Origin of the sequence: Pseudomonas sp. FP818, from assembly GCF_030687335.1 — a bacterium.
GTDB classification, from domain to species: domain Bacteria; phylum Pseudomonadota; class Gammaproteobacteria; order Pseudomonadales; family Pseudomonadaceae; genus Aquipseudomonas; species Aquipseudomonas shahriarae.
Genome location: NZ_CP117427.1, coordinates 1,262,413 through 1,285,622 on the forward strand (window position 1 = coordinate 1,262,413; position 23,210 = coordinate 1,285,622).

The following is a 23,210-nucleotide window of genomic DNA, read 5'->3' on the forward strand; positions in this document are numbered from 1 at the left end:
CAGGCAAGCCAGCTCCCACATTCAGTTTTGTGCTTGGCTCAATTGGCGCATGCGCTGCAGGACCGCATTCAGGCCATTACTGCGCGACGGCGACAATTGACGGGAAAGCCCCAGTTGGTTGAACCAGTCGGGCAGGTCGACCGCCTGTAACGCCTCCGCCGACAGCCCGTTGACCCGCGCCAGCAGCAACGCCACCAACCCTCGAATCAAGCGTGCATCACTGCTGGCGGCAAACTGCCAATGGCCATCGCGCAAGCATCCCACCAGCCACACCAGGCTTTCACAGCCCTGCACCAGGTTGGCTTCGACCTTGTCCTCAGCCGCCAACGCCGGCAGCCGCTCGCCCCATTGCATCAACAAGCGCGCGCGTTGCTCCCAACTGCCGACGGCCTGAAAGGCCTGCAACGCGACACGTGCATCTGCGGGCAGGCTCATCGCAGCATGTCCAGGGCCTGATCCAGCGCTTCAAAGAAACGCTCCAGGTCATCGGAGTCGTTGTACAACGCCAGGGAAACCCGGATCGCCCCCGACAGATGCAGGCTCTTGAGCAAAGGCATCGCACAGTGATGACCGGCGCGTACCGCGATGCCCTGCTCGGTCAGCAGGTGGGCGAGATCGGCGTTGTGCACACCCTCCACCACAAAGCTGGCCAGGGCGACTTGCGGCGAGCCCAGCAGATGGACGCCCTTGCGTGCCTGTAGACCGCGCAAGAGGTAGTCGTGCAGTGCCGCTTCGTGGGCGATCACCGCCTGTTGATCCAGGGAGTTGAGGTAATCCAGGGTCGCCCCCAGGCCAATCACCCCGGCAATCGGTGGCGTACCCGCCTCGAAACCCAGGGGCGCCGGGCGGAAGCTAGCGCTGTGGTAGTCCGCCTGCTGCACCATCTCGCCGCCAAACTGCCAGTGGCGCAGCCGATGCAGGGCTTCGGTGCGGCCGTAAAGCACGCCGACGCCGTCCGGACCATAAAGTTTGTGGCTGGAAAATACGTAGAAGTCGCAGCCCAGGGCCTGCACGTCATGGCGGCCGTGGACGATGCCCTGGGCGCCATCCACCACGGTCAAGGCGTCGTGGGCCTTGGCCAGTGCCAGCAACTGCGGCAACGGCTGCCAGACGCCCAGCACGTTGGACAACTGGCTCACCGCCAGCAGGCGGGTGCGTGGGCCGATCATCGTGGCGGCGGCTTGCAGGTCGATCAAACCCTCATCGTCGAGGGGCAGCACCACCAGCGTGAGCTCGCGGCGTTTGGCCAGTTGCTGCCAGGGCAGCAGGTTGGCGTGATGTTCCAGGGCGCTGATGACAAGCTCATCGCCCGGGTTGAAAAGGTGCTCCAGGCCATAGGCCAGGAGGTTCAGCGCAGACGTCGCGCCGTGGGTAAAGATGATCTGCCCGCTGTCACCGACGTTGAGCCATTGCGCCACTTTGCTGCGACTGTCCTCGAACGCCTGGGTCGCATGGGCGCCTGGCAAATGCTGGGCACGGTGCACATTGGCCGCGCCATTGGCGTAGTAATGGCCAAGGGCGTCCAGCAGGGCTTGAGGTTTTTGCGTGGTAGCGGCGTTGTCCAGATAGGTCTGGTCTTGCCGTTGCAAGGTGGCGATGGCCGGGAAATCGGCGCGCCAGGGCGAGGGCACAAGCATGGGTTCAAGACTCATATGAACCGGCCGTGCTGCAAGGCACGGCCGGCTCCGGTGGCATCGAGTCGCTGCTTAGTTGTGAGCGTGCAGCGCTGCGTTCAGTTCGATGGCCGACTTGTGGGTTTTGCACTCCACGGCACCGGTCTCGGAGTTACGGCGGAACAGCAGGTCCGGCTGGCCAGCCAGTTCACGGGCCTTGACCACCTTGACCAGTTGGTTCTGCTCATCGAGCAGCGCCACTTTAGTGCCGGCAGTCACGTACAGGCCCGATTCCACGGTGTTGCGGTCACCCAATGGGATACCGATACCGGCGTTGGCGCCGATCAGGCAGCCTTCGCCCACCTTGATCACGATGTTGCCGCCGCCCGACAGGGTGCCCATGGTGGAGCAACCGCCGCCCAGGTCCGACCCCTTGCCGACGAAGACGCCAGCCGATACACGGCCTTCAATCATGCCCGGGCCTTCGGTGCCCGCATTGAAGTTGATGAAGCCTTCGTGCATCACGGTGGTGCCTTCGCCCACATAGGCACCCAGGCGCAGACGTGCGGCATCGGCGATACGCACGCCGGCCGGGACCACGTAGTCGGTCATTTTCGGGAACTTGTCCACCGAGAACACTTCCAGCAGCTCGCCACGCAGGCGCGCTTCCAGTTGGCGCTCGGCCAGTTCGCCGATGTCGATCGCACCCTGGCTGGTCCAGGCTACGTTCGGCAGTTGCGGGAACACACCCGCCAGGCTCAGGCCATGGGGCTTGACCAGGCGGTGGGAGAGCAGATGCAGCTTGAGGTAGGCCTCAGGGGTGGAGGTCAGTGCGGCATCTTCGGCCAACAACGTGGCGACCAGCGGCTTGTGGCTTTCGGCCAGGCGGGTCAGCAGGGCGGCCTGGGTGGCATCTACATTTTTCAGTGCATCAGCCAGTTGCGAGGCTTGGGCAATGGTGAAGGTGATCGCCTGGTTGCCTTCGGTGTAGCCAAGGATCGGCGCGATGGCAGCGACGATTTCGGCCGAAGGGTTGAGCAATGGCTGCGCGTAAAACACTTCCAGCCAAGCACCTTGGCGGTTCTGGGTGCCGACGCCGAAGCCCAGGCTGAACAGGGAATTGGACATGCTGTTACCTCTACAAAAATGAAGTGGCTGGCCTACTTGAGGGCCGCCGAATAACTATCTGGCTTGAAGCCAATCAGGGTTCCGTCACCGAGATCGAGCACTGGGCGCTTGATCATCGAGGGTTGTGCGAGCATCAGTTCAACGGCTTTCGCCTGGTCGAGATCGGCTTTGCGTTCGTCTTCGAGTTTGCGAAAGGTCGTGCCTGCACGGTTCAAAACCACCTGCCAACCGTGCTCATTGCACCATTGGGTCAAGTGTTCGCGGTCGATACCGGCCGTCTTGTAGTCATGAAACTCATAGCTGATGGCATTTTCATCGAGCCAGGTACGGGCCTTTTTCATGGTGTCGCAGGCTTTGATGCCAAAAAGGTGCAATGTTTTGCTTGAATCGGTCAAGGAACTGCCCCCTTTGGGCTGCTGGAAACAAACGATCACGGATTATGCCACGACAAAACAGTTTCGGTGCCGCTCGTCACTCCTTACGGTACGAGGTGCGACTTATGTGCAAAAGCCCGGCAACAGCATAGGCAGCTAATATGGCACTTCAAAGGCGCGTTGTTGCCTCAAGTGTGTCATTGCAAGTCGATTGTCCAGGAACCCCGCTTTATGCAAACCGCCTACACCGTTCTTATCCTGCTGATGCTGGTCAGCGTTTCGCGTCTGGTCGGGCGTGTGATCCCTTTGCCGTTGCCGTTGGTGCAGATTGCCGCTGGTGCCTTGCTGGCGTGGCCGACCCTGGGGCTGCATGTGGCGTTGGACCCTGAATTGTTTCTGTTTCTATTCCTGCCGCCGTTGCTGTTCTCCGATGGCTGGCGCATGCCCAAGCGTGAGCTGTGGCGCCTGCGTGGGCCGATCCTGACGTTGGCCGTGGGGCTGGTGCTGTTTACCGTGGTGGGCGCCGGGTACTTTATCCACTGGTTGTTGCCGAGCATTCCCTTGCCGGTGGCTTTCGCCCTGGCGGCAGTGTTGTCGCCGACGGATGCGGTGGCGGTGTCGGCGATTTCCCAGAACCGCTTGCCCACGCCTTTGATGCACATGCTTCAGGGCGAGGCCTTGATGAATGATGCGTCGGGCCTGGTGACCTTCAAGTTCGCCCTGGTGGCGGCGTTGACTGGGGTATTTTCCCTGGCCGATGCCAGCCTGACATTTGTGCTGGTGGCGGTCGGTGGCCTGGCCATTGGCGTAGCCTTGAGCTGGCTGGTGGGGCGCCTGCGGGCCTGGATGATTGCCCGGGGCTGGGATGATCTGGCGACCCATGTGGTGTTTATGTTGCTGCTGCCGTTTGCGGCGTATGTGTTGGCTGAACGCCTGGGCGCCTCGGGGATTCTCTCGGCCGTGGCGGCGGGCATGATGCAGAGCTGGCTGGACCTGCTGCCACGCCAGACCAGTACACGCTTGCTCAATCGCAGTGTCTGGTCGTTGCTGGAGTTTGCCTTCAACGGTTTGATCTTCCTGCTGCTGGGCCTGCAGTTGCCGGACATCATCAAGGCGGTGACCAGCCACGAAGCCACGCTGTGGCCGACCTTGTTCTATCGCTGCCTGGACGTGATCGCGATCTTCCTGGTGTTGTTGGTGTTGCGGTTTATCTGGGTACAGAGCATTTGGCGTCTGTCCGGTCTGCTGCGTCGCCTGCGCGGTAAAAGTGAGCTGACACTGGTGCCCACCGCGCGGTCCTGCTGGCTGTTGACGGTTGGCGGGGTGCGCGGGGCGGTGACCCTGGCCGGTGTGATGTCAGTACCGTTGCTGATGGCGCCTGGCCAGGCGTTTCCCGAGCGCGACCTGCTGATCTTCATTGCCGCCGGGGTAATCCTGTTGTCATTGGTCGCCGCCTGTATCGCCTTGCCCTTGTTGTTGCGGGGGATCGAGAAGAGCCCGGATGACAAGCGGCGCGGCGAGGTGCGTGATGCCTGGAAGAAAACCGCCGAAGCCGCGATTCATGCCCTGGAAGCAGAGGAGGCCGCCGACGCGGCGCCCCTGGATGCGGCCCAGGCTGCACTGGCGGCAGAGCTCAAGGCACGGATCATGTCGGAATATCGCCATCAACTGGAGGTGTTCAATGACTCGGCCGAAGCCCAGGCGCTGGCGCTGCAGATGGATCATCTGGAGCGCAAGTTACGGCTCAAGGCCCTGCGCGCGCAGCGATTGGAGCTGTATAGCCTGAGCCGTCACCACCAGATTGGCGATGACGTGCTGCGCGAAGTGCTGGCCGACCTGGATATGAGTGAGGCCAACCTGGGGACCCAGAAGTAGCCGTGTGGGCTGACTTACCCCTGTTGCCCTTGCGCGATCTCAACGCGCAGGCCGCTCCTGGGCGGGAGCGGCCCCTGTCATCAACGACGACGCTGGATGAAGTTGCGCATCCGTTCGGCGGCTTCAACGCATTCGGTCAATGGCGCAACCAATGCCAGGCGCACCCGTCCGGCCCCTGGATTGAAGCCATCCACTTCCCGCGACAGGTACGAGCCCGGCACCACGGTCACATGTTCTTCCGCGAACAAATCGCGGCAGAACGCGGCATCGTCGCCCTCGACGTTCGGCCATAGGTAGAAGCCCCCATCGGGGTTTTGCACGTCGAGTACCGGCTTGAGAATCGCCAATACGGCGTCGAATTTTTCCCGATACAGGTCACGATTGGCCTGTACATGAGCCTCGTCCTGCCACGCGGCGATGCTTGCCAGCTGGGTTTGCACCGGCATCGCGCAGCCGTGGTAAGTGCGGTACAGCAGGAAGGCCTTGAGGATTTCCGCATCTCCGGCCACAAACCCCGAGCGCAGGCCCGGCAGGTTGGAGCGCTTGGACAGGCTATGGAACACCACGCAGCGCTTGAAGTCCTGGCGGCCCAGCTCGACGCAGGCGCTGAGCAGGCCTGGCGGCGGAGTTTGCTCGTCGAAGTACAGCTCGCTGTAGCACTCGTCGGCGGCGATCACGAAGTCGTACTGGTCGGCCAGGGCAATCAGTTTTTTCAGGGTGTCGACCGGGATCAGTGCGCCGGTCGGGTTGCCGGGGGAGCACAGGAACAGGATCTGGCAACGTTTCCAGATGTCGGCCGAGACCGCGTCGAAATCCGGGTTGAAGCCGTTTTCATCCAGGCACGGCAGGTAGTGCGGCTTGGCGCCGGCGAGGAACGCTGCGCCTTCGTAGATCTGGTAGAACGGGTTCGGGCTGACCACCAGGGCATCGTCGCCCCGGTTGACCACGGTCTGGGTGAAGGCGAACAGGGCTTCGCGGGTGCCATTGACCGGCAGGATATTGCGCGCCGGGTCCAGCCAGCCCTTGGGCACGTCGAAGCGCCGCTCGCACCAGGCCCCAATAGCCTCGCGCAACGCGGGGATCCCCAGGGTAGTGGGGTATACCGCCATCTGATCCAGATTGTTGGCCAGGGCCTGGGCTACAAAATCCGGGGACTTGTGCTTGGGTTCACCAATGGACAGGGCAATCGGGCGCTTGTCCGGGTTTGGTGTGACGCTGCCCAGCAGGGCACGCAATTTTTCGAACGGGTAGGGTTGCAGTTGGTTCAGAGCGTTGTTCATCGGGGCCTCTATCGTTGAGCGCGGCCCTGTGGGAGCTGGCTTGCCTGCGATGGCATCGCCTCGGTGCACCAGATACACCGCGCCGCCCGCATCGCAGGCAAGCCAGCCCCTACAAGGTCCGCGTCCACAGGGAAATTAAATTCAACTCAAATGGTTATTCTGGACAACTCCGCGCCAGGCTCCTGATTCACGCTCAATTGCGCGACGATGGCGTCCTGCAAGCGGCGGCACAGTTCAGGGTCGGACAGTGGCTGGTTGTCGGCATCGGTAATAAAAAACACGTCTTCGACCCGCTCGCCCAGGGTGGCAATCTTGGCGTTCTGCAACGACAGGTCAAACTCCAGGAAAATCCCGCCGATCCGCGCCAGCAGGCCAGGGCGATCGGGGGCGCTGAGCTCGAGTACCGTCACCGGGCGCTGGGCATCGTTGTGGATCGTCACCACGGGCGCAAAGGCGAAGTGCTTGAGCTGGCGCGGTACCCGGCGCTGGATGATGGTCGGGTAGTCGTCCGGGTTGCGCAGGGCCTCGGTCAGGCCCTCGCGGATCTTCTTCACGCGTTCGGGGTTGTCGCCGATGGACTCGCCTTCGGTGTCGAGCACGATATAGGTGTCGAGGGTGAACTGGCTGCTGGAGGTAATGACCCGCGCGTCATGGATGTTCAGGTTCAGCTGGTCCATCGCGGCCACGGTCACGGCGAAGAAGTCATGCTGGTCCGGCGCATAGATAAAGATCTGCGTGCCGCCTTCGAACTCGCGCTGGGTGGTTTCCTTGATCAGCACCAATGGGCCGCCGTCGGCCGGCTGCTGCAGGATCGCGTCGGTATGCCAGGCCACGTCGCCTGCGGTGTGGCGCAGGAAGTAATCATCCCCCAACTGCGACCAGAGCTGCTCGACATCGTCCGGGTCGTTGCCGCCGCGCACCAGGATATCCAGGGCCGCGTTCTGGGTGCGGCGGATCTGCTCTTCGCGGTCCACCGGGTTCTCCAGGCCACGGCGCAAGGCGCGCTTGGTCTCGGTGTAGAGCTGGCGCAACAGACTGGCGCGCCACGAGTTCCACAAGGTCGGGTTGGTGGCGTTGATGTCGGAGACGGTCAGCACGTACAGGTAGTCGAGACGGGTTTCGTCGCCGACGATCTGCGCAAAGTCATGGATCACCTGCGGGTCGGACAAGTCCTTGCGCTGGGCGGTGGTGGACATCACCAGGTGGTTCTGCACCAGCCAGACGATCAGGCGGCTGTCCCACTGCGGCAACTGGTGGCGCTGGCAGAAGGCTTCGGCATCCACTGCGCCGATTTCCGAGTGGTCGCCATGCCGGCCCTTGCCGATATCGTGATACAGGCCGGCCAGGTAGATCAGTTCAGGCTTGGGCAACTTGGCCATTAGCTTACTGGCCAGCGGGAATTTCTCTGACACCTGGGTGTATTGCAGCTTACGCAGGTGTTTGATCAGGTTCAGGGTGTGGGCGTCGACTGTATAGATATGGAACAGGTCGTGTTGCATCTGCCCGACAATAAAGCCGAACTCCGGCAGATAGCGCCCGAGGATGCCGTAGCGGTTCATGCGCCGCAGGTTGCGGTGAATGCCGACCTTGCACTTGAACAGCTCGATAAACAGGCTGGTGTTGCGAATGTCGTGGCGGAATTCGTCGTCGATCAGGTGACGGTTTTCCCGCAGCAAGCGGATGGTATCGGCGCGCACGCCCTTGATTTCCGGTTGCTGGGCCATCAGCACGAAGATTTCCAGCATGGCAAACGGCGTGCGTTTGAACACATTGTCGTTACGCGCCTCGATATAGCCATCGTGCAGTTGGAAGCGGGCGTTGATCGGTTGCGGCGGCGCTTCGTCTTCGGGGGCCAGGATTACTTCTTCGAAGTGCTGGATGATCAGGTCGCTGAGCTGGGCGATGCTCATGACCACCCGGTAGTACTGCTGCATGAAGCTTTCGATGCTGGTCTTCGCGTCTTCGCCCTCGAAGCCCAGCAGGGTGGCGATGGAGCGCTGGTGGTCGAACAGCAGGCGGTCTTCGGAGCGTCCGGCCAGCATGTGCAGGGCGTAGCGCACCTTCCACAAGAACTCCTGGGACGAGGCCAGCAGGGCGTTTTCGCTCTCCACCAAAAAGCCTTCGCCGGCCAGGGCCCGCAGGTTGAGGGTGCCGTACTGGCGACGGGCGACCCACAAAATGGTCTGGATATCCCGCAGCCCGCCGGGCGAGCCCTTGACGTTGGGTTCCAGGTTGTATTCGGTGTCGTTGTACTTGTGATGCCGGGCTTTCTGCTCGGCGCGCTTGGCCAGGAAGAACTCCTTGCTCGGCCACATATGCGCGGTGCTGGTGACTTCCAGCATGCGCTGGCGCAGACGCTCGGGGCCGCAGATGGTGCGGCTTTCCATCAGGTTGGTGACCACGGTCAGGTCGGCGCGGGCCTCTTCGGCGCATTCAGCCACCGAACGCACGCTTTGGCCGACTTCCAGGCCGATATCCCACAACAGCGTCAGAAAACGCTCGATGGAGTCACGAAAGATCTCATGGTCGGCGCTGTCCAGCAGGATCAGCAGGTCGATATCGGAGTAGGGGTGCAGTTCGCCACGGCCGTAGCCGCCGACGGCCACCAGGGCGATGTCGGCGTCCTCGCTCCAATCAAACTGCTCCCAGGCCTTTTGCAGGATGTTATCGACGAACCAGGCACGATCCTCGATCAGCCGGCGAATCTCCCGGCCGCTGCGAAAGCGCTCGTCGAGCACCTCGCGGGCCTGGCGGATGGCCTTCTTGAAGGCTGCTATGGGGCTGGCCTTCAGCGCCAGTTCCGCCTGGAACTGGCCACGGTCGAAGAGTTCTGGATCCACCTGGGGCATTGATCGGCTTTCCTTTCTATCTAGGTGTAGGTCACAACATTGCTATCTGGAAAGCCCGCTGCAAGCATCAGGCCGAAACGCGGGGAATCGTGTCGTCGGCGCGCAGGGTGAAGATCTCATAGCCCGTCTCGGTGACCAGCAGGGTATGTTCCCACTGCGCCGAGAGCTTGCGGTCCTTGGTGATGGCCGTCCAGCCGTCGCCCAGCACCTTGGTGTCGGCCTTGCCCTGGTTGATCATCGGTTCGATGGTAAACGTCATGCCTGCCTTGAGTTCCATGCCGGTGCCGGCACGGCCGTAGTGCAGGATCTGTGGCTCTTCGTGGAACACTTTACCGATGCCGTGGCCGCAGAACTCACGGACTACCGAGAAGCCGTTCTTTTCTGCGTGCTTCTGGATCACTTCTCCGATATCGCCCAGGCGGCAGCCCGGCTTGACCAGCTCGATGGCCTTGTACATGCATTCCTGGGTGACCTGGGACAGGCGCTCGGCCCACACCGGCACGTTGCCGACATGGAACATACGGCTGGTGTCGCCGTGATAGCCGTCCTTGATCACGGTGACGTCGATGTTCAGCGTGTCACCGTCCTTGAGCGGCTTGTCGCCTGGGATGCCGTGGCAGACCACGTGGTTGATCGAGGTACAGATCGACTTGGGGAAGCCTTTGTAGTTCAGCGGCGCGGGGATGGCTTTCTGCACGTCGACAATATAGTCATGGCAGATGCGGTCCAGGGCTTCGGTGGTGACGCCGGGCTTGACGTGTTCGGCAATCATTTCCAGTACGTCGGCCGCCAGTTTGCCGGCAACGCGCATACCTGCGATGTCTTCGGCGGTTTTCAGGGTAACGGTCATACAGGCTCTCTCTAGCGCGACGCGCTGAAATCAATACGGTTTACGGGCGTGCGACAAAAAGGTGCAGCGTTCGCACAAGCCCAAAAAACGCGATTCTAACAGACGCAAGGTGTAAACCATGAGTGTCTGGCTATCGCTTCTCTCTATAAGGTGTGGGTATTTTCACCCGATTCAATGGCTTGGGTGGCGCTGGCGGCAAGCAAGTGCGATTGCGGGTTTCGTTTTTGCCGATGCTGTGGTATAAAATGCGCCGCTTTCCGGGGATACCCCGCAAAGCTTAAATCCACACACGTGTCGACACGATGACCTGGGTGCCGGAGGCCTTGAAGCCGCTGGTTGGTCATTGGGATACGTGGAGGCCAAACCCGACTTATTAAGGAACTATCATGTCCCAAGTCAACATGCGCGATATGCTGAAGGCCGGTGTGCACTTCGGTCACCAGACCCGTTACTGGAACCCGAAAATGGGTAAGTACATTTTCGGCGCGCGTAACAAGATCCACATTATCAACCTTGAAAAAACCCTGCCAATGTTCAACGAAGCTCTGACTTTCGTAGAGCGCCTGGCTCAGGGCAAAAACAAGATTCTGTTCGTCGGCACCAAGCGTTCCGCTGGCAAGATCGTTGCTGAAGAAGCAGCACGTTGCGGTTCGCCGTACGTCGATCACCGCTGGTTGGGCGGCATGCTGACCAACTTCAAAACCATCCGTGCTTCCATCAAGCGTCTGCGTGACCTTGAAGTGCAAGCCGAAGACGGTACTTTCGCCAAGCTGACCAAGAAAGAAGCGCTGATGCGCTCCCGTGACCTGGAAAAGCTCGATCGTTCCCTGGGTGGTATCAAGGACATGGGCGGTCTGCCTGACGCACTGTTCGTTATCGACGTTGATCACGAGCGCATCGCGATCACCGAAGCCAACAAGCTGGGTATCCCGGTTATCGGCGTAGTCGATACCAACAGCAGCCCGGAAGGCGTTGACTACATCATCCCAGGCAACGATGACGCAATCCGCGCTATCCAGCTGTACATGGGTTCGATGGCTGACGCTGTAATCCGTGGCCGCAACAATGTTGGCGGCGGCACCGTAGAGTTCGCTGCTGAAGAAGCACCGGTCGCTGCAGCTGAGTAATTGACGCCCTGGCGTTGACTCAGTAAGCAAAAAGGGGGCTTGGCCCCCTTTTTGCCACCTCGAAAACCATTTGTGAGCGGCACAGCTACAGCATCTGTAACGTGCAGCGGTTAACAAGGGTGGTTCGGGAAGAATTGAACGCCCGTACAAGTCGGGTGGAATGGTTGAAAACCTATCCAAGAGGAATTTGAAAATGGCAGCAATTACTGCAGCGTTGGTTAAAGAACTGCGTGAGCGTACTGGCGAAGGCATGATGGATTGCAAGAAAGCCCTGGAAAAGGCTGACGGCGACATCGAAAAAGCCATTGATGACATGCGTGCTTCGGGCGCGATCAAGGCTGCCAAGAAAGCAGGCAACGTCGCTGCTGAAGGCGCTATCGCTCTGAAGGAAGACGGTAAATCTGCCGTTCTGCTGGAAGTGAACTCGCAGACCGACTTCCTGGCTCTGCAGGACGACTTCAAGGCATTTGTTGCTGCTAGCGTTGAAAAAGCGTTCGCCGACAAACTGACTGACGCCGCTCCGCTGATCGCCGCTCAAGAAGCTGATCGTCTGGTACTGGTCGGCAAGGTTGGCGAAAACGTCAACATCCGTCGTCTGGTGCGCGTTGAAGGTGATGTTGTCGGTGGTTACCTGCACGGCAACAAGATCGGTGTTGCAGTTGTCCTCAAGGGCGGCAACGTTGAACTGGCCAAAGACATCGCTATGCACGTAGCGGCCAGCAACCCTGAGTTCCTGCTGCCTTCGGAAGTTTCTGCCGAAGCGATCGAGCGCGAAAAAGCTGTGTTCCTGCAGCTGAACGAAGAAAAAATCAAAGGCAAGCCAGAAAACATTGTTGAGAACATGGTCAAAGGCCGTATCAGCAAGTTCCTGGCCGAAGCAAGCCTGGTTGAGCAGGCGTTCGTCAAGAACCCTGAAATCAAGGTTGGCGAGCTGGCCAAGAAAGCCGGTGCTGAAATCGTTTCCTTCACCTACTTCAAAGTAGGCGACGGCATCGAGAAGCCGGTCGACAACTTCGCTGAAGAAGTTGCTGCCCAGCTGGCTGCCGCTAAGCAATAAGACAGTTTTCAACTGTCGCCCAAGAGAGGCTGCCCGCTCACGCGCGCAGCCTCTTTTCAAATGGGATGCTCAATTTTATTTGGCTTCCCTTTGGAACTGGCTTACAAAGCCGTGTTCCGATGGCGCTGTGACAGCGTCCAGCTAGAGTGAACGCAAGCCGTAAACGGCTCGCCAAGAATTTTTTAAAAATACGCCGCAGGAGAGATTCGCAATGGCTCAGCAGGGCAGTGGTTATCAGGCTCGCTATAAACGCATTCTACTCAAGCTTAGCGGCGAGGCCCTGATGGGCTCGGAAGAGTTCGGGATCGATCCCAAGGTGCTTGACCGCATGGCGCTGGAAGTCGGCCAACTGGTCGGTATCGGCGTCCAGGTCGGCTTGGTGATCGGTGGTGGCAACCTGTTCCGTGGCGCCGCGCTCAGTGCTGCTGGCATGGATCGGGTCACTGGCGACCACATGGGCATGCTGGCCACTGTGATGAACGCCCTGGCCATGCGCGACGCCCTGGAGCGTGCCAACATCTCGGCCATCGTGATGTCGGCCATTTCCATGGTGGGTGTGACCGATCATTATGATCGGCGCAAAGCCATGCGCCACCTGAATGCCAAAGAGGTGGTGATTTTTGCCGCCGGTACCGGCAACCCGTTCTTCACCACCGACTCGGCTGCCTGCCTGCGTGCCATCGAAATTGATGCCGACGTAGTGCTCAAGGCCACCAAGGTCGATGGTGTCTACACTGCCGATCCATTCAAAGACCCGCATGCCGAGAAGTTCGATCATCTGACTTATGATGAAGTGCTGGATCGCAAGCTGGGTGTGATGGACCTGACGGCAATCTGCCTGTGCCGCGACCATAAGATGCCGCTGCGCGTATTTAACATGAACAAGCCCGGCGCCCTGCTGAATATCGTACACGGCGGCGCAGAAGGGACTCTGATCGAGGAAGGCCAACAATGATCAATGAAATCAAGAAAGACGCCCAAGCGCGTATGCAAAAATCCCTGGAGTCTCTGAACCACGCGTTTGGCCAGATTCGTACCGGCAAGGCCCACCCAAGCATCCTGGGCAGCGTGATGGTGCCTTACTACGGCTCCGACACCCCGCTGAGCGGCGTGGCCAACGTGACCGTAAAAGACTCGCGCACCCTGCAGGTCGTGGCCTTCGAGCGCAACATGCTCGCTGCTGTCGACAAGGCTATCCAGAGCGCTGGCCTGAACCTCAACCCGACCAACCTGGGTGAGTTGCTGCTGATCTCCATGCCGGCCCTGACCGAAGAAACCCGCAAGGGCTTCACCAAGCAGGCGCGCAGCGCAGCTGAAGATGCTCGCGTTGCCGTGCGCAACATCCGTCGCGATGCCTTGGGTGACCTGAAGAAACTGGTCAAGGACAAAGAAATCAGCGAAGACGAAGAACGTCGTGCCATCGCCGATATCGATAAGTTGACCAAGGAATCCGAGGCCCTGATCACCAAGGCCACGGAAGAGAAAGAAAAGGACCTGATGGCCGTATAAGGGGTCAGGACGCCTTCATGGAAAAGACCAAGCAGACTGTGCCCTCTGTGGTGCCGCGCCATGTCGCGATCATCATGGATGGGAATAATCGCTGGGCGAAAAAACGCTTTATGCCGGGTGTCGCCGGGCATAAAGCGGGTGTCGATGCGGTACGGGCCGTGATCGAGGTGTGTGCCGAGGCCAAGGTCGAGGTGTTGACCTTGTTTGCCTTCTCCAGTGAAAACTGGCAGCGCCCGGCCGAAGAGGTCAGCGCCTTGATGGACCTGTTCTTCAAGGCCTTGCGTCGTGAGGCCAAGCGCCTGAACGACAACAATATCAGCCTGCGTATCATCGGCGATCGCTCGCGGTTCCATCCGGAACTGCAGACGGCCATGCGTGAGGCCGAGGCTATCACTGCTGGCAGCAACCGCTTCGTCCTGCAAATCGCCGCCAACTATGGCGGACAGTGGGACATTGCTCAGGCTGCGCAGCGCCTGGCGCGTGAAGTACAGGCCGGTCATCTGCGGCCGGAAGACATCACGCCCGAGTTGTTGCAAACCTGTCTGGTGACCGGCGACCTGCCGTTGCCGGACCTGTGCATCCGTACCGGTGGCGAGCACCGCATCAGCAACTTCCTGTTGTGGCAGTTGGCCTATACCGAATTGTACTTCTCCGACCTGTTCTGGCCGGACTTCAAACACGATGCCATGCGTAATGCGCTGGCCGATTTCGCTTCCCGTCAGCGTCGCTTCGGTAAAACGAGCGAGCAGATCGAAGCTGGAGCCCGGGTTTAATGCTTAAACAACGAATCATCACGGCACTGATCCTGCTGCCGATCGCCCTGTGCGGGTTTTTCCTGCTCGAAGGCGCAGGCTTTGCGCTGTTCATTGGTTTGGTCGTGACCCTGGGCGCCTGGGAATGGGCGCGCCTGGCAGGGTTTGCCGAACAACTGCCGCGGGTGGTGTACGCCGCCGTTGTCGCGTTGTTGCTGTTCCTGATGTACATCCTGCCGGATGTCGCACCCTGGGTGCTCGGGGCAGCGGTGCTGTGGTGGGCGTTGGCGACATTCCTCGTATTGACCTATCCGCGGACCAGCAGCAAGTGGTCCAGCGTCGCCTGCAAGCTGGTGATCGGCCTGCTGATCCTGCTGCCGGCCTGGCAGGGCCTGGTCTATATCAAGCATATGGCCCTGGGCAACTGGTTGATCATGGCGGTGATGGTCCTGGTCTGGGGCGCGGATATCGGTGCGTACTTCTCCGGCCGTGCCTTTGGCAAGCGTAAGCTGGCCCCGGCGGTCAGCCCCGGCAAGAGCTGGGAAGGGGTATACGGCGGACTGGCCTTGACGTTGTTGATTACCCTGGTTGTTGGCGTTATGCGTGATTGGGGGGGCAAACAAATCCTCCTGGCCCTGATGGGCGCGGCGGTGGTCGTACTGATCTCGGTGGTCGGCGACCTGACCGAAAGCATGTTCAAGCGCCAGGCGGGCATCAAGGACAGCAGTAACCTGCTGCCGGGCCATGGCGGTGTGCTGGACCGCATCGACAGCCTGACGGCGGCGATCCCGGTGTTTGCCGTATTGTTGTGGATGGCCGCTTCGTGAGCCGCCTGCAGCAGGTCACCGTGCTGGGGGCAACCGGCTCGGTCGGATTGAGCACGCTGGATGTGATTGCCCGTCACCCTGAGCGCTACCAGGTATTTGCCCTGACCGGCTTCAGTCGCTTGAGCGAGCTGTTGGCGCTGTGCGTGCGGCACCGGCCGCAGTTCGCAGTGGTGCCGGACGGGACCGCTGCCCGTGGTTTGCAGGACGATCTGCGGGCTGCGGGCCTGTCGACCCAGGTGTTGGTCGGCGAGGAGGGCTTGTGCCAGGTGTCCGCTGCCTCTGAAGTGGATACCGTGGTCGCTGCTATTGTCGGCGCCGCGGGTTTGCGTCCAACCCTCGCAGCGGTGGATGCTGGCAAAAAGATCCTGTTGGCCAATAAAGAAGCGCTGGTCATGTCCGGCGCGCTGTTTATGCAGGCCGTGCGCAAGAGCGCAGCGGTACTGTTACCGCTGGACAGCGAACACAACGCGATTTTTCAGTGCATGCCGGGCGATTTTGCCCGCGGCCTGAGCCAGGTCGGCGTACGGCGTATCCTGCTGACAGCCTCTGGCGGCCCGTTCCGTCAGACGCCGCTGGCCGAGCTGGAGCACGTCTCTCCCGATCAGGCTTGCGCTCATCCCAATTGGTCGATGGGGCGCAAGATCTCGGTGGATTCGGCCAGCATGATGAACAAGGGCCTGGAACTGATCGAAGCCTGCTGGTTGTTTGATGCTCGCGCCGATCAGGTCGAAGTGGTGATTCATCCGCAAAGTGTGATTCATTCCCTGGTCGACTACGTGGATGGCTCGGTGCTGGCCCAGTTGGGCAACCCGGACATGCGCACGCCGATTGCCAATGCCCTGGCATGGCCAGAGCGGATTGACTCGGGTGTGGCGCCCCTGGACCTGTTTGCCATTGCCCGCCTGGATTTCGAAGCACCGGATGATCAGCGCTTCCCTTGCCTGCGCCTGGCACGTGAGGCGGCAGAGGCGGGCAACAGCGCTCCGGCGATGCTCAATGCGGCGAATGAGGTCGCGGTTGCTGCGTTTCTTGATCGGCGCATCCGCTTTCCACAGATCGCGAGTATCATCGAGGAAATTTTGAGCCTTGAGCCGGTGGTTGCCGTGAATGATTTGGGCGCCGTGTTCGAGGCGGATGCCAAGGCCCGGGTCTTGGCCGAGCAATGGTTGAAACGCCACGCAGGTTAGTCGGCAGGCGCGGGATTGGAATGCGGAGAGATTAGATGAGTGCGCTCTACATGATTATCGGCACCCTGGTTGCTCTGGGTGTGCTGGTCACTTTCCACGAATTCGGTCATTTCTGGGTGGCGCGCCGTTGTGGCGTCAAAGTCCTGCGCTTTTCCGTGGGTTTTGGCATGCCGCTGCTGCGCTGGCACGACCGCAAGGGCACCGAATTCGTGATTGCCGCCATTCCCCTGGGTGGCTACGTCAAGATGCTCGACGAGCGCGAAGGCGAAGTGCCGGCTGATCAGTTGGATCAATCTTTCAATCGCAAGACCGTTCGTCAGCGGATCGCTATCGTGGCTGCCGGCCCGATCGCCAACTTCCTGCTGGCCATGGTGTTCTTCTGGGTCCTGGCAATGCTGGGCAGCCAGCAAGTGCGGCCGGTCATCGGTGCGGTGGAGGCGGGCAGCATCGCCGCCAAGGCCGGTTTGAGCGCCGGGCAGGAAATTGTTGCTATTGATGGCGAGCCTACTACAGGCTGGGGGGCGGTCAATCTGCAGCTGGTTCGCCGCCTGGGTGAGAGCGGCACCGTACAACTGGTAGTGCGCGAGCAGGACTCCACGGCCGAGACACCGCGCGAGCTGGTCCTGGACAAGTGGCTCAAGGGCGCTGATGAGCCTGATCCGATCAAGTCCCTCGGTATTCGTCCATGGCGCCCGGCACTGCCGCCGGTATTGGCTGAGCTCGATCCGAAGGGGCCGGCCCAGGCGGCCGGCCTGAAGACCGGTGATCGTTTGCTGGCCCTGGATGGTCAGGCGCTAGGTGACTGGCAGCAAGTGGTCGATCTGGTTCGTGTACGTCCTGATACGAAAATTGTGCTGAAAGTTGAGCGCGACGGTGCTCAAATCGACGTCCCTGTCACCCTCGCGGTGCGTGGAGAGGCCAAGGCAGCCGGCGGATACCTGGGCGCCGGGGTCAAAGGTGTCGAATGGCCGTCATCGATGGTGCGGGAGGTCAGTTTCGGGCCATTGGCTGCAATTGGCGAAGGTGCAAGACGCACTTGGACCATGAGTGTGCTGACCCTCGATTCGCTGAAGAAAATGTTGTTCGGCGAGCTCTCGGTAAAAAACTTGAGTGGACCGATAACCATTGCTAAAGTGGCGGGCGCTTCTGCCCAGTCGGGCGTTGCTGATTTCCTGAATTTCCTGGCTTATCTGAGTATTAGCCTAGGAGTTCTGAATTTGTTGCCCATTCCAGTATTGGATGGGGGGCATCTGTTGTTTTATCTCGTCGAGTGGGTGCGTGGTCGCCCCTTGTCGGATCGGGTGCAGGGTTGGGGGATACAGATCGGTATCAGTTTGGTGGTCGGGGTGATGTTGTTAGCCTTGGTCAACGATCTGGGACGTCTGTAACGCTTCGCTGAATTGCGAATCTGCCGCATTTTGCGGCAGTTTGTTTATTGCCAGTTGGAATAAGAAAGGACTTCATGAAACGTCTGCTGCTAACTGCGGTTCTCACCGTATTGATGATCGCCGAAGTTCACGCCGAGTCCTTCACCATCTCCGATATTCGCGTCAACGGCCTCCAGCGGGTTTCCGCGGGTAGCGTCTTTGGCGCCTTGCCGTTGAACGTTGGGGAACAGGCTGACGACCGTCGCCTGGTGGAATCCACTCGTGCGCTGTTCAAAACCGGCTTCTTTCAAGATATCCAACTGGGTCGTGAAGGCAACGTCCTGGTCATCACTGTCGTCGAGCGGCCTTCTGTCGCCAGTATCGAGATCGAAGGCAACAAGGCGATCTCCACTGAAGACTTGATGAAGGGTCTCAAACAGTCCGGCCTGGCCGAAGGCGAGATCTTCCAGCGTGCCACCCTCGAAGGCGTGCGTAACGAGCTGCAACGTCAATACGTTGCCCAGGGCCGTTACTCCGCTTCCGTGGAAACCGAAGTGGTGCCGCAGCCGCGCAACCGTGTCGGCCTGAAGGTCAACATCAACGAAGGCACTGTGGCGGCGATCCAGCACATCAACGTGGTGGGTAACACCAAGTTCGCCGACGACGACCTGATCGACCTGTTCGAACTCAAGACCACCAACTGGCTGTCGTTCTTCAAGAACGATGACAAGTACGCCCGTGAAAAACTCTCCGGTGACCTGGAGCGCCTGCGTTCCTACTATCTGGACCGTGGCTATATCAACATGGATATCGCCTCGACCCAGGTGTCCATCACCCCGGACAAGAAACACGTGTACATCACCGTCAACGTCAACGAAGGCGAGAAGTACCGCGTTCGTGACGTGAAGCTCAGCGGCGACCTGAAAGTGCCTGAAGACCAGGTCAAGTCCCTGCTGCTGGTCCAGAAGGACCAGGTGTTCTCGCGCAAGCTGATGACCACGACTTCCGAGCTGATCACCCGTCGCCTGGGTAACGAAGGCTATACCTTCGCCAACGTCAACGGCGTGCCGACCCCGCACGATGATGACCACACTGTGGACATCACCTTTGTCGTCGATCCAGGCAAGCGTGCCTACGTCAACCGCATCAACTTCCGTGGCAACACCAAGTCCGAGGACGAAGTGCTGCGTCGTGAAATGCGCCAGATGGAAGGTGGCTGGGCTTCGACCTACCTGATTGACCAGTCCAAGACCCGTCTTGAGCGCCTGGGCTTCTTCAAGGAAGTCAACGTCGAAACCCCGGCCGTACCGGGTGTGGATGACCAGGTCGACGTGAACTACGCCGTGGAAGAACAAGCCTCCGGCTCGATCACCGCCAGCGTCGGTTTTGCACAGAGTGCCGGCCTGATCCTTGGTGGCTCGATCACCCAGAACAACTTCCTGGGTACTGGTAACAAGGTTTCCATCGGCCTGACCCGCAGTGAATACCAGAGCCGCTACAACTTCGGTTATGTGGACCCCTACTGGACTGCTGATGGTGTGAGCCTGGGCTACAACGCTTTCTACCGCACCACCGACTACAAAGACCTCGACGTCGACGTTGCAAGCTATGCGATCGACAGCCTGGGTGCCGGTGTCAACGTGGGCTACCCGATCAGTGAGACTTCGCGTCTGACCTTCGGCCTGACCGCGCAGCAGGATGAGATCAAGACCGGTGTCTACACCGTGGACGAAATCTTCGACTTCACCCGCCGCGAAGGTGACAAGTTCCTCAACTTCAAGGCCTCGGCCGGTTGGTCCGAGTCCACCCTGAACAAAGGCGTGCTGGCGACCCGTGGTCATTCCCAGAGCCTGACCCTGGAAGCCACCACCCCTGGTAGCGACCTGTCGTTCTTCAAACTCGACTACCGTGGCCAGTTGTTCACGCCGTTGAGCGATAACTACACCATGCGCCTGCACACGGAACTGGGCTATGGTGATGGCTACGGTTCGACCGATGGCCTGCCGTTCTACGAGAACTACTACGCCGGTGGTTTCAACTCGGTACGTGGCTTCAAGGACAGCACCCTGGGTCCACGTGGTACGCCAAGCCGTGGTGTTGCCGAAACCGGTAACGTCGGCACCGTGCGTGACTCGGACAATGATCCGCTGCCATTCGGTGGTAACGTGCTGATTCAAGGTGGTGCGGAAATTCTGTTCCCGCTGCCGTTCGTCAAGGACCAGCGTTCCCTGCGGACCTCGGTCTTCTGGGATGTGGGTAACGTATTCGACTCCAAGTGCGAGCAGATCCGTAACCCAAGCGGCTTGAAGTCCAACACCCAGTGCAACGACGTCAGCCTGAGCAATCTGGCCAGTTCCGTGGGTGTGGGTGTGACCTGGATTACTGCCCTGGGTCCTCTGAGCTTCGCCTTGGCGATGCCAGTCAAGAAACCGGATAACGCTGAAACCCAGATTTTCCAATTTTCCCTCGGCCAGACGTTCTAAGCGTCCGACCCAAGATAACGACAACGGATTCTGTAGGAGTGCATCGTGCGTAAGTTGACTCAATTGGTTCTTCTGGCAACTGTGCTGGTAGCGACCCCGGCGTTTGCCGAAATGAAAATCGCCGTCCTGAACTATCAGATGGCTCTGCTGGAATCCGATGCGGCCAAGAAGTACGCCGTGGATGCCGAGAAGAAATTTGGTCCGCAACTGACCAAGCTCAAGACCCTGGAAAGCAGCGCCAAGGGCATCCAGGATCGTCTGGTCGCCGGTGGCGATAAAATGCAGCAAGGCGAGCGCGAGCGTCTGGAGCTTGAGTTCAAGCAAAAGGCCCGTGACTATCAGTTCCAGTCCAAGGAGCTGAACGAAGCCAAGGCTGTTGCTGACCGTGAAATGCTCAAGCAACTGAAGCCAAAACTCGACAGCGCCGTGGAAGCAGTCATCAAGAAAGGTGCCTTTGACCTGGTCTTCGAGCGTGGCGCCGTGATTGACGTCAAGCCTCAATACGACATCACCCGCCAGGTGATCGAGCGCATGAACCAGCTGAAGTAAGCCATGACCGCGACTATCAAACTCGGTCAATTGGCCGAGTTCCTGGGGGCTACCTTGAGTGGCTCCCCGGAGAAGGAAATCACTGGGCTAGCCACCTTGCAGGAGGCTGGCCCAGCTCAGTTGAGCTTCCTCGCAAATCCCCAATACCGTAAATACCTGGGCGACAGCCAGGCTGCAGCCGTATTGCTGAAGGCCGCTGACGCCGAGACGTTTGCCGGGGATGCGCTGGTGGTGGCTGACCCTTACGCGGCTTACGCGCGGGTGTCGCACCTGTTCGATCCGAAACCCAAAGCGGCTCCTGGTATCCATCCTTCTGCTGTCATCGCCGATGATGCTCAGGTAGATCCTGCGGCGAGCATCGGGGCTTTTGTGGTGATCGAGAGTGGTGCGCGCATTGGCGCCGGTGTGACCGTAGGCGCTCATTGCTTTATCGGTGCCCGCAGTGAAATCGGTGCAGGTGGCTGGCTCGCGCCGCGCGTGACCCTGTACCACGATGTGCGTATCGGGCAGCGAGTGGTGATTCAGTCGGGTGCCGTGATCGGCGGCGAAGGCTTTGGCTTCGCCAACGAGAAGGGCATCTGGCAGAAGATCGCCCAGGTCGGCGGTGTGCTGATCGGTGATGATGTGGAGATTGGCGTCAACACTGCCGTCGATCGCGGGGCCCTGGCCGATACCGTGATTGGCAATGGTGTGAAGCTGGACAACCAGATCCAGATCGCCCACAACGTACAGATTGGCGATCACACGGCCATGGCCGCGTGTGTCGGCATCTCTGGCAGCACCAAGATCGGCAAGCATTGCATGCTGGCCGGCGGTGTCGGCTTGGTGGGCCATATTGAAATCTGCGACAACGTATTCATTACCGGAATGACCATGGTGACCCACTCGATTACCGAGCCAGGGGCCTACTCTTCCGGTACAGCGATGCAACCCGCGGCCGAGTGGCGCAAGAGCGCGGCCCGTTTAAGGCAGCTCGACGACATGGCGCGGCGCCTGAAACATCTGGAAAAGCGTGTTGGGGACGTGACCCCTGGCAGTAATGTTTCATCAGATGGCTGATACCATTTCCATATCAAGTGTGCACAGCAGCTAGACTGCCTTCTTGATTTGCTAGAGGGGCGTGCCTTAGTCCGCGCGCTCCCAATCTTTATTACAGGCTTCCCCCCGAAATGATGGACATCAACGAGATTCGCGAATACCTGCCTCACCGTTACCCGTTCCTGCTGGTGGACCGTGTAGTGGAACTGAATGTTGAGGAAAAGCGCATTCGTGCCTACAAGAATGTCAGCATCAACGAACCATTCTTCAACGGTCACTTTCCCGCGCATCCGATCATGCCGGGCGTGTTGATCATTGAGGCAATGGCCCAGGCCGCTGGTATCCTCGGTTTTAAAATGCTCGACCTCAAGCCTGCCGATGGCACGCTTTACTATTTCGTGGGCTCCGACAAGCTGCGCTTCCGCAACCCGGTCACCCCAGGTGACCAGTTGATCCTGGAAGCCAAGTTCGTGAGCTGCAAGCGCCAGATCTGGAAATTCGAATGCCAGGCCTCCGTTGACGGCAAGCCTGTGTGTTCCGCCGAAATCATCTGTGCGGAACGCAAACTATGAGTTTGATTGACCCTCGCGCAATCATCGATCCGACGGCCGTGCTGGCCGCCGACGTTGAGGTCGGCCCCTGGTCGATCATCGGCGCAGGTGTGGAAATCGGCGAGGGGACTGTCATCGGGCCGCACGTGATCCTCAAGGGTCCGACCCGCATTGGCAAACACAACCGCATCTACCAGTTCTCCTCGGTAGGCGAAGATACGCCGGACATGAAGTACAAGGGTGAGGAAACCCGCCTGGTAATCGGTGATCACAACATCATTCGTGAAGGCGTGACCATTCATCGTGGCACAGTGCAGGATCGGGCGGAAACGACCCTGGGTGATCACAATCTGGTGATGGCCTACGCCCATATCGGTCACGACAGTGTGATCGGCAACCACTGCATCCTCGTCAATAACACTGCGCTGGCCGGCCATGTGCACGTTGACGACTGGGCGATTCTTTCCGGTTTCACCCTGGTGCATCAGTACTGTCATATTGGTGCCCATAGCTTTTCCGGCATGGGTACCGCTATTGGCAAGGATGTACCGGCGTTCGTCACGGTTTTTGGCAACCCTGCCGAAGCCCGCAGCATGAACTTCGAAGGCATGCGCCGACGTGGTTTCAGCGAAGATGCCATCCACGCCCTGCGCCGCGCTTACAAAGTGGTGTATCGCCAGGGGCTGACGGTTGACCAGGCGCTGGCCGAGCTGGCCGAGCCGGCGGCGCTGTTTCCAGAAGTTGCCATCTTCCGCGATTCGATCCAGGCATCGACTCGCGGCATCACCCGCTGA

21 protein-coding genes are annotated in these 23,210 nt (G+C 59.8%); 14 read left to right on the forward strand and 7 right to left on the reverse strand.

Annotated features, from left to right (window positions below):
- Window positions 1-21: 21 nt before the first annotated feature.
- The 4 genes from PSH80_RS05600 to PSH80_RS05615 form a co-directional block, all read right to left on the reverse strand.
- Entirely contained in the window at window positions 22-435 is a 414-nt protein-coding gene (locus tag PSH80_RS05600; RefSeq protein WP_198792444.1) for a SufE family protein, read from the reverse strand.
- Entirely contained in the window at window positions 432-1,637 is a 1,206-nt protein-coding gene (locus tag PSH80_RS05605; protein ID WP_057439916.1) for an aminotransferase class V-fold PLP-dependent enzyme, read from the reverse strand. The genes PSH80_RS05600 and PSH80_RS05605 overlap by 4 nt, the downstream gene beginning before the upstream one ends.
- A 69-nt stretch (window positions 1,638-1,706) precedes the next feature.
- The gene (gene dapD / locus PSH80_RS05610) at window positions 1,707-2,741 is read right to left on the reverse strand and encodes a 2,3,4,5-tetrahydropyridine-2,6-dicarboxylate N-succinyltransferase (protein WP_057439915.1); all 1,035 of its coding nucleotides are present in this window, start codon (window positions 2,739-2,741) and stop codon (window positions 1,707-1,709) included.
- A gap of 32 nt (window positions 2,742-2,773) precedes the next feature.
- The gene (locus PSH80_RS05615; RefSeq protein WP_233100804.1) at window positions 2,774-3,082 is read right to left on the reverse strand and encodes an arsenate reductase; all 309 of its coding nucleotides are present in this window, start codon (window positions 3,080-3,082) and stop codon (window positions 2,774-2,776) included.
- Window positions 3,083-3,346: 264 nt separating this feature from the next.
- Between PSH80_RS05615 and PSH80_RS05620 the strand changes: the two genes are divergently transcribed.
- Window positions 3,347-4,990: a Na+/H+ antiporter gene (locus PSH80_RS05620; RefSeq protein WP_305419494.1), complete on the forward strand. Its 1,644-nt coding sequence runs from the start codon at window positions 3,347-3,349 to the stop codon at window positions 4,988-4,990.
- Between the two features lie 80 nt (window positions 4,991-5,070).
- Here PSH80_RS05620 and dapC read toward each other — a convergent pair whose 3' ends face one another.
- The 3 genes from dapC to map form a co-directional block, all read right to left on the reverse strand.
- Window positions 5,071-6,270, reverse strand: coding sequence for a succinyldiaminopimelate transaminase (dapC, locus tag PSH80_RS05625; protein WP_057958693.1), 1,200 nt, complete (start codon window positions 6,268-6,270; stop codon window positions 5,071-5,073).
- Window positions 6,271-6,416: 146 nt separating this feature from the next.
- Entirely contained in the window at window positions 6,417-9,119 is a 2,703-nt protein-coding gene (locus PSH80_RS05630; RefSeq protein ID WP_057958694.1) for a [protein-PII] uridylyltransferase, read from the reverse strand.
- Window positions 9,120-9,186: 67 nt separating this feature from the next.
- Entirely contained in the window at window positions 9,187-9,969 is a 783-nt protein-coding gene (gene map / locus PSH80_RS05635; RefSeq protein ID WP_032858167.1) for a type I methionyl aminopeptidase, read from the reverse strand.
- 386 nt (window positions 9,970-10,355) lie between these two features.
- On the opposite strand from map, the gene rpsB reads away from it, so the two are divergent.
- From rpsB to lpxA, 13 genes are all read left to right on the forward strand, one after another.
- Window positions 10,356-11,096, forward strand: coding sequence for a 30S ribosomal protein S2 (rpsB, locus tag PSH80_RS05640; protein ID WP_029297291.1), 741 nt, complete (start codon window positions 10,356-10,358; stop codon window positions 11,094-11,096).
- 193 nt (window positions 11,097-11,289) lie between these two features.
- Window positions 11,290-12,153: a translation elongation factor Ts gene (tsf, locus tag PSH80_RS05645; protein WP_003172264.1), complete on the forward strand. Its 864-nt coding sequence runs from the start codon at window positions 11,290-11,292 to the stop codon at window positions 12,151-12,153.
- A 211-nt stretch (window positions 12,154-12,364) separates the two neighbouring features.
- Window positions 12,365-13,108 (forward strand): UMP kinase, encoded by a 744-nt coding sequence (pyrH, locus tag PSH80_RS05650; RefSeq protein ID WP_003172271.1) that lies wholly within the window; start codon window positions 12,365-12,367, stop codon window positions 13,106-13,108.
- A complete protein-coding gene (gene frr, locus PSH80_RS05655) occupies window positions 13,105-13,662 on the forward strand; it encodes a ribosome recycling factor (protein ID WP_057439907.1) in 558 nt (185 codons plus the stop codon). Before pyrH ends, frr begins: the two co-directional genes overlap by 4 nt.
- 17 nt (window positions 13,663-13,679) lie before the next feature.
- Complete coding sequence (gene uppS, locus PSH80_RS05660; RefSeq protein WP_057439905.1) at window positions 13,680-14,435, forward strand: polyprenyl diphosphate synthase; 756 nt, start codon at window positions 13,680-13,682, stop codon at window positions 14,433-14,435.
- Window positions 14,435-15,241 carry a phosphatidate cytidylyltransferase gene (locus PSH80_RS05665; RefSeq protein WP_057439903.1) on the forward strand — a complete coding sequence of 269 codons (807 nt, stop codon included), beginning with the start codon at window positions 14,435-14,437 and terminating at the stop codon, window positions 15,239-15,241. Before uppS ends, PSH80_RS05665 begins: the two co-directional genes overlap by 1 nt.
- A complete protein-coding gene (gene ispC, locus PSH80_RS05670) occupies window positions 15,238-16,428 on the forward strand; it encodes a 1-deoxy-D-xylulose-5-phosphate reductoisomerase (protein ID WP_057958695.1) in 1,191 nt (396 codons plus the stop codon). Before PSH80_RS05665 ends, ispC begins: the two co-directional genes overlap by 4 nt.
- 35 nt (window positions 16,429-16,463) lie before the next feature.
- Complete coding sequence (rseP, locus tag PSH80_RS05675) at window positions 16,464-17,816, forward strand: sigma E protease regulator RseP (protein ID WP_305419500.1); 1,353 nt, start codon at window positions 16,464-16,466, stop codon at window positions 17,814-17,816.
- Window positions 17,817-17,890: 74 nt separating this feature from the next.
- Window positions 17,891-20,278: an outer membrane protein assembly factor BamA gene (gene bamA, locus PSH80_RS05680; protein ID WP_057958697.1), complete on the forward strand. Its 2,388-nt coding sequence runs from the start codon at window positions 17,891-17,893 to the stop codon at window positions 20,276-20,278.
- Window positions 20,279-20,323: 45 nt separating this feature from the next.
- Window positions 20,324-20,827, forward strand: a complete 504-nt coding sequence (locus PSH80_RS05685; protein WP_057958698.1) for an OmpH family outer membrane protein — start codon at window positions 20,324-20,326, stop codon at window positions 20,825-20,827.
- Between the two features lie 3 nt (window positions 20,828-20,830).
- Window positions 20,831-21,886 (forward strand): UDP-3-O-(3-hydroxymyristoyl)glucosamine N-acyltransferase, encoded by a 1,056-nt coding sequence (gene lpxD / locus PSH80_RS05690; protein WP_169990169.1) that lies wholly within the window; start codon window positions 20,831-20,833, stop codon window positions 21,884-21,886.
- Between the two features lie 110 nt (window positions 21,887-21,996).
- Window positions 21,997-22,437 carry a 3-hydroxyacyl-ACP dehydratase FabZ gene (gene fabZ / locus PSH80_RS05695; RefSeq protein WP_029297270.1) on the forward strand — a complete coding sequence of 147 codons (441 nt, stop codon included), beginning with the start codon at window positions 21,997-21,999 and terminating at the stop codon, window positions 22,435-22,437.
- Window positions 22,434-23,210, forward strand: coding sequence for an acyl-ACP--UDP-N-acetylglucosamine O-acyltransferase (gene lpxA, locus PSH80_RS05700; RefSeq protein WP_032858160.1), 777 nt, complete (start codon window positions 22,434-22,436; stop codon window positions 23,208-23,210). The genes fabZ and lpxA overlap by 4 nt, the downstream gene beginning before the upstream one ends.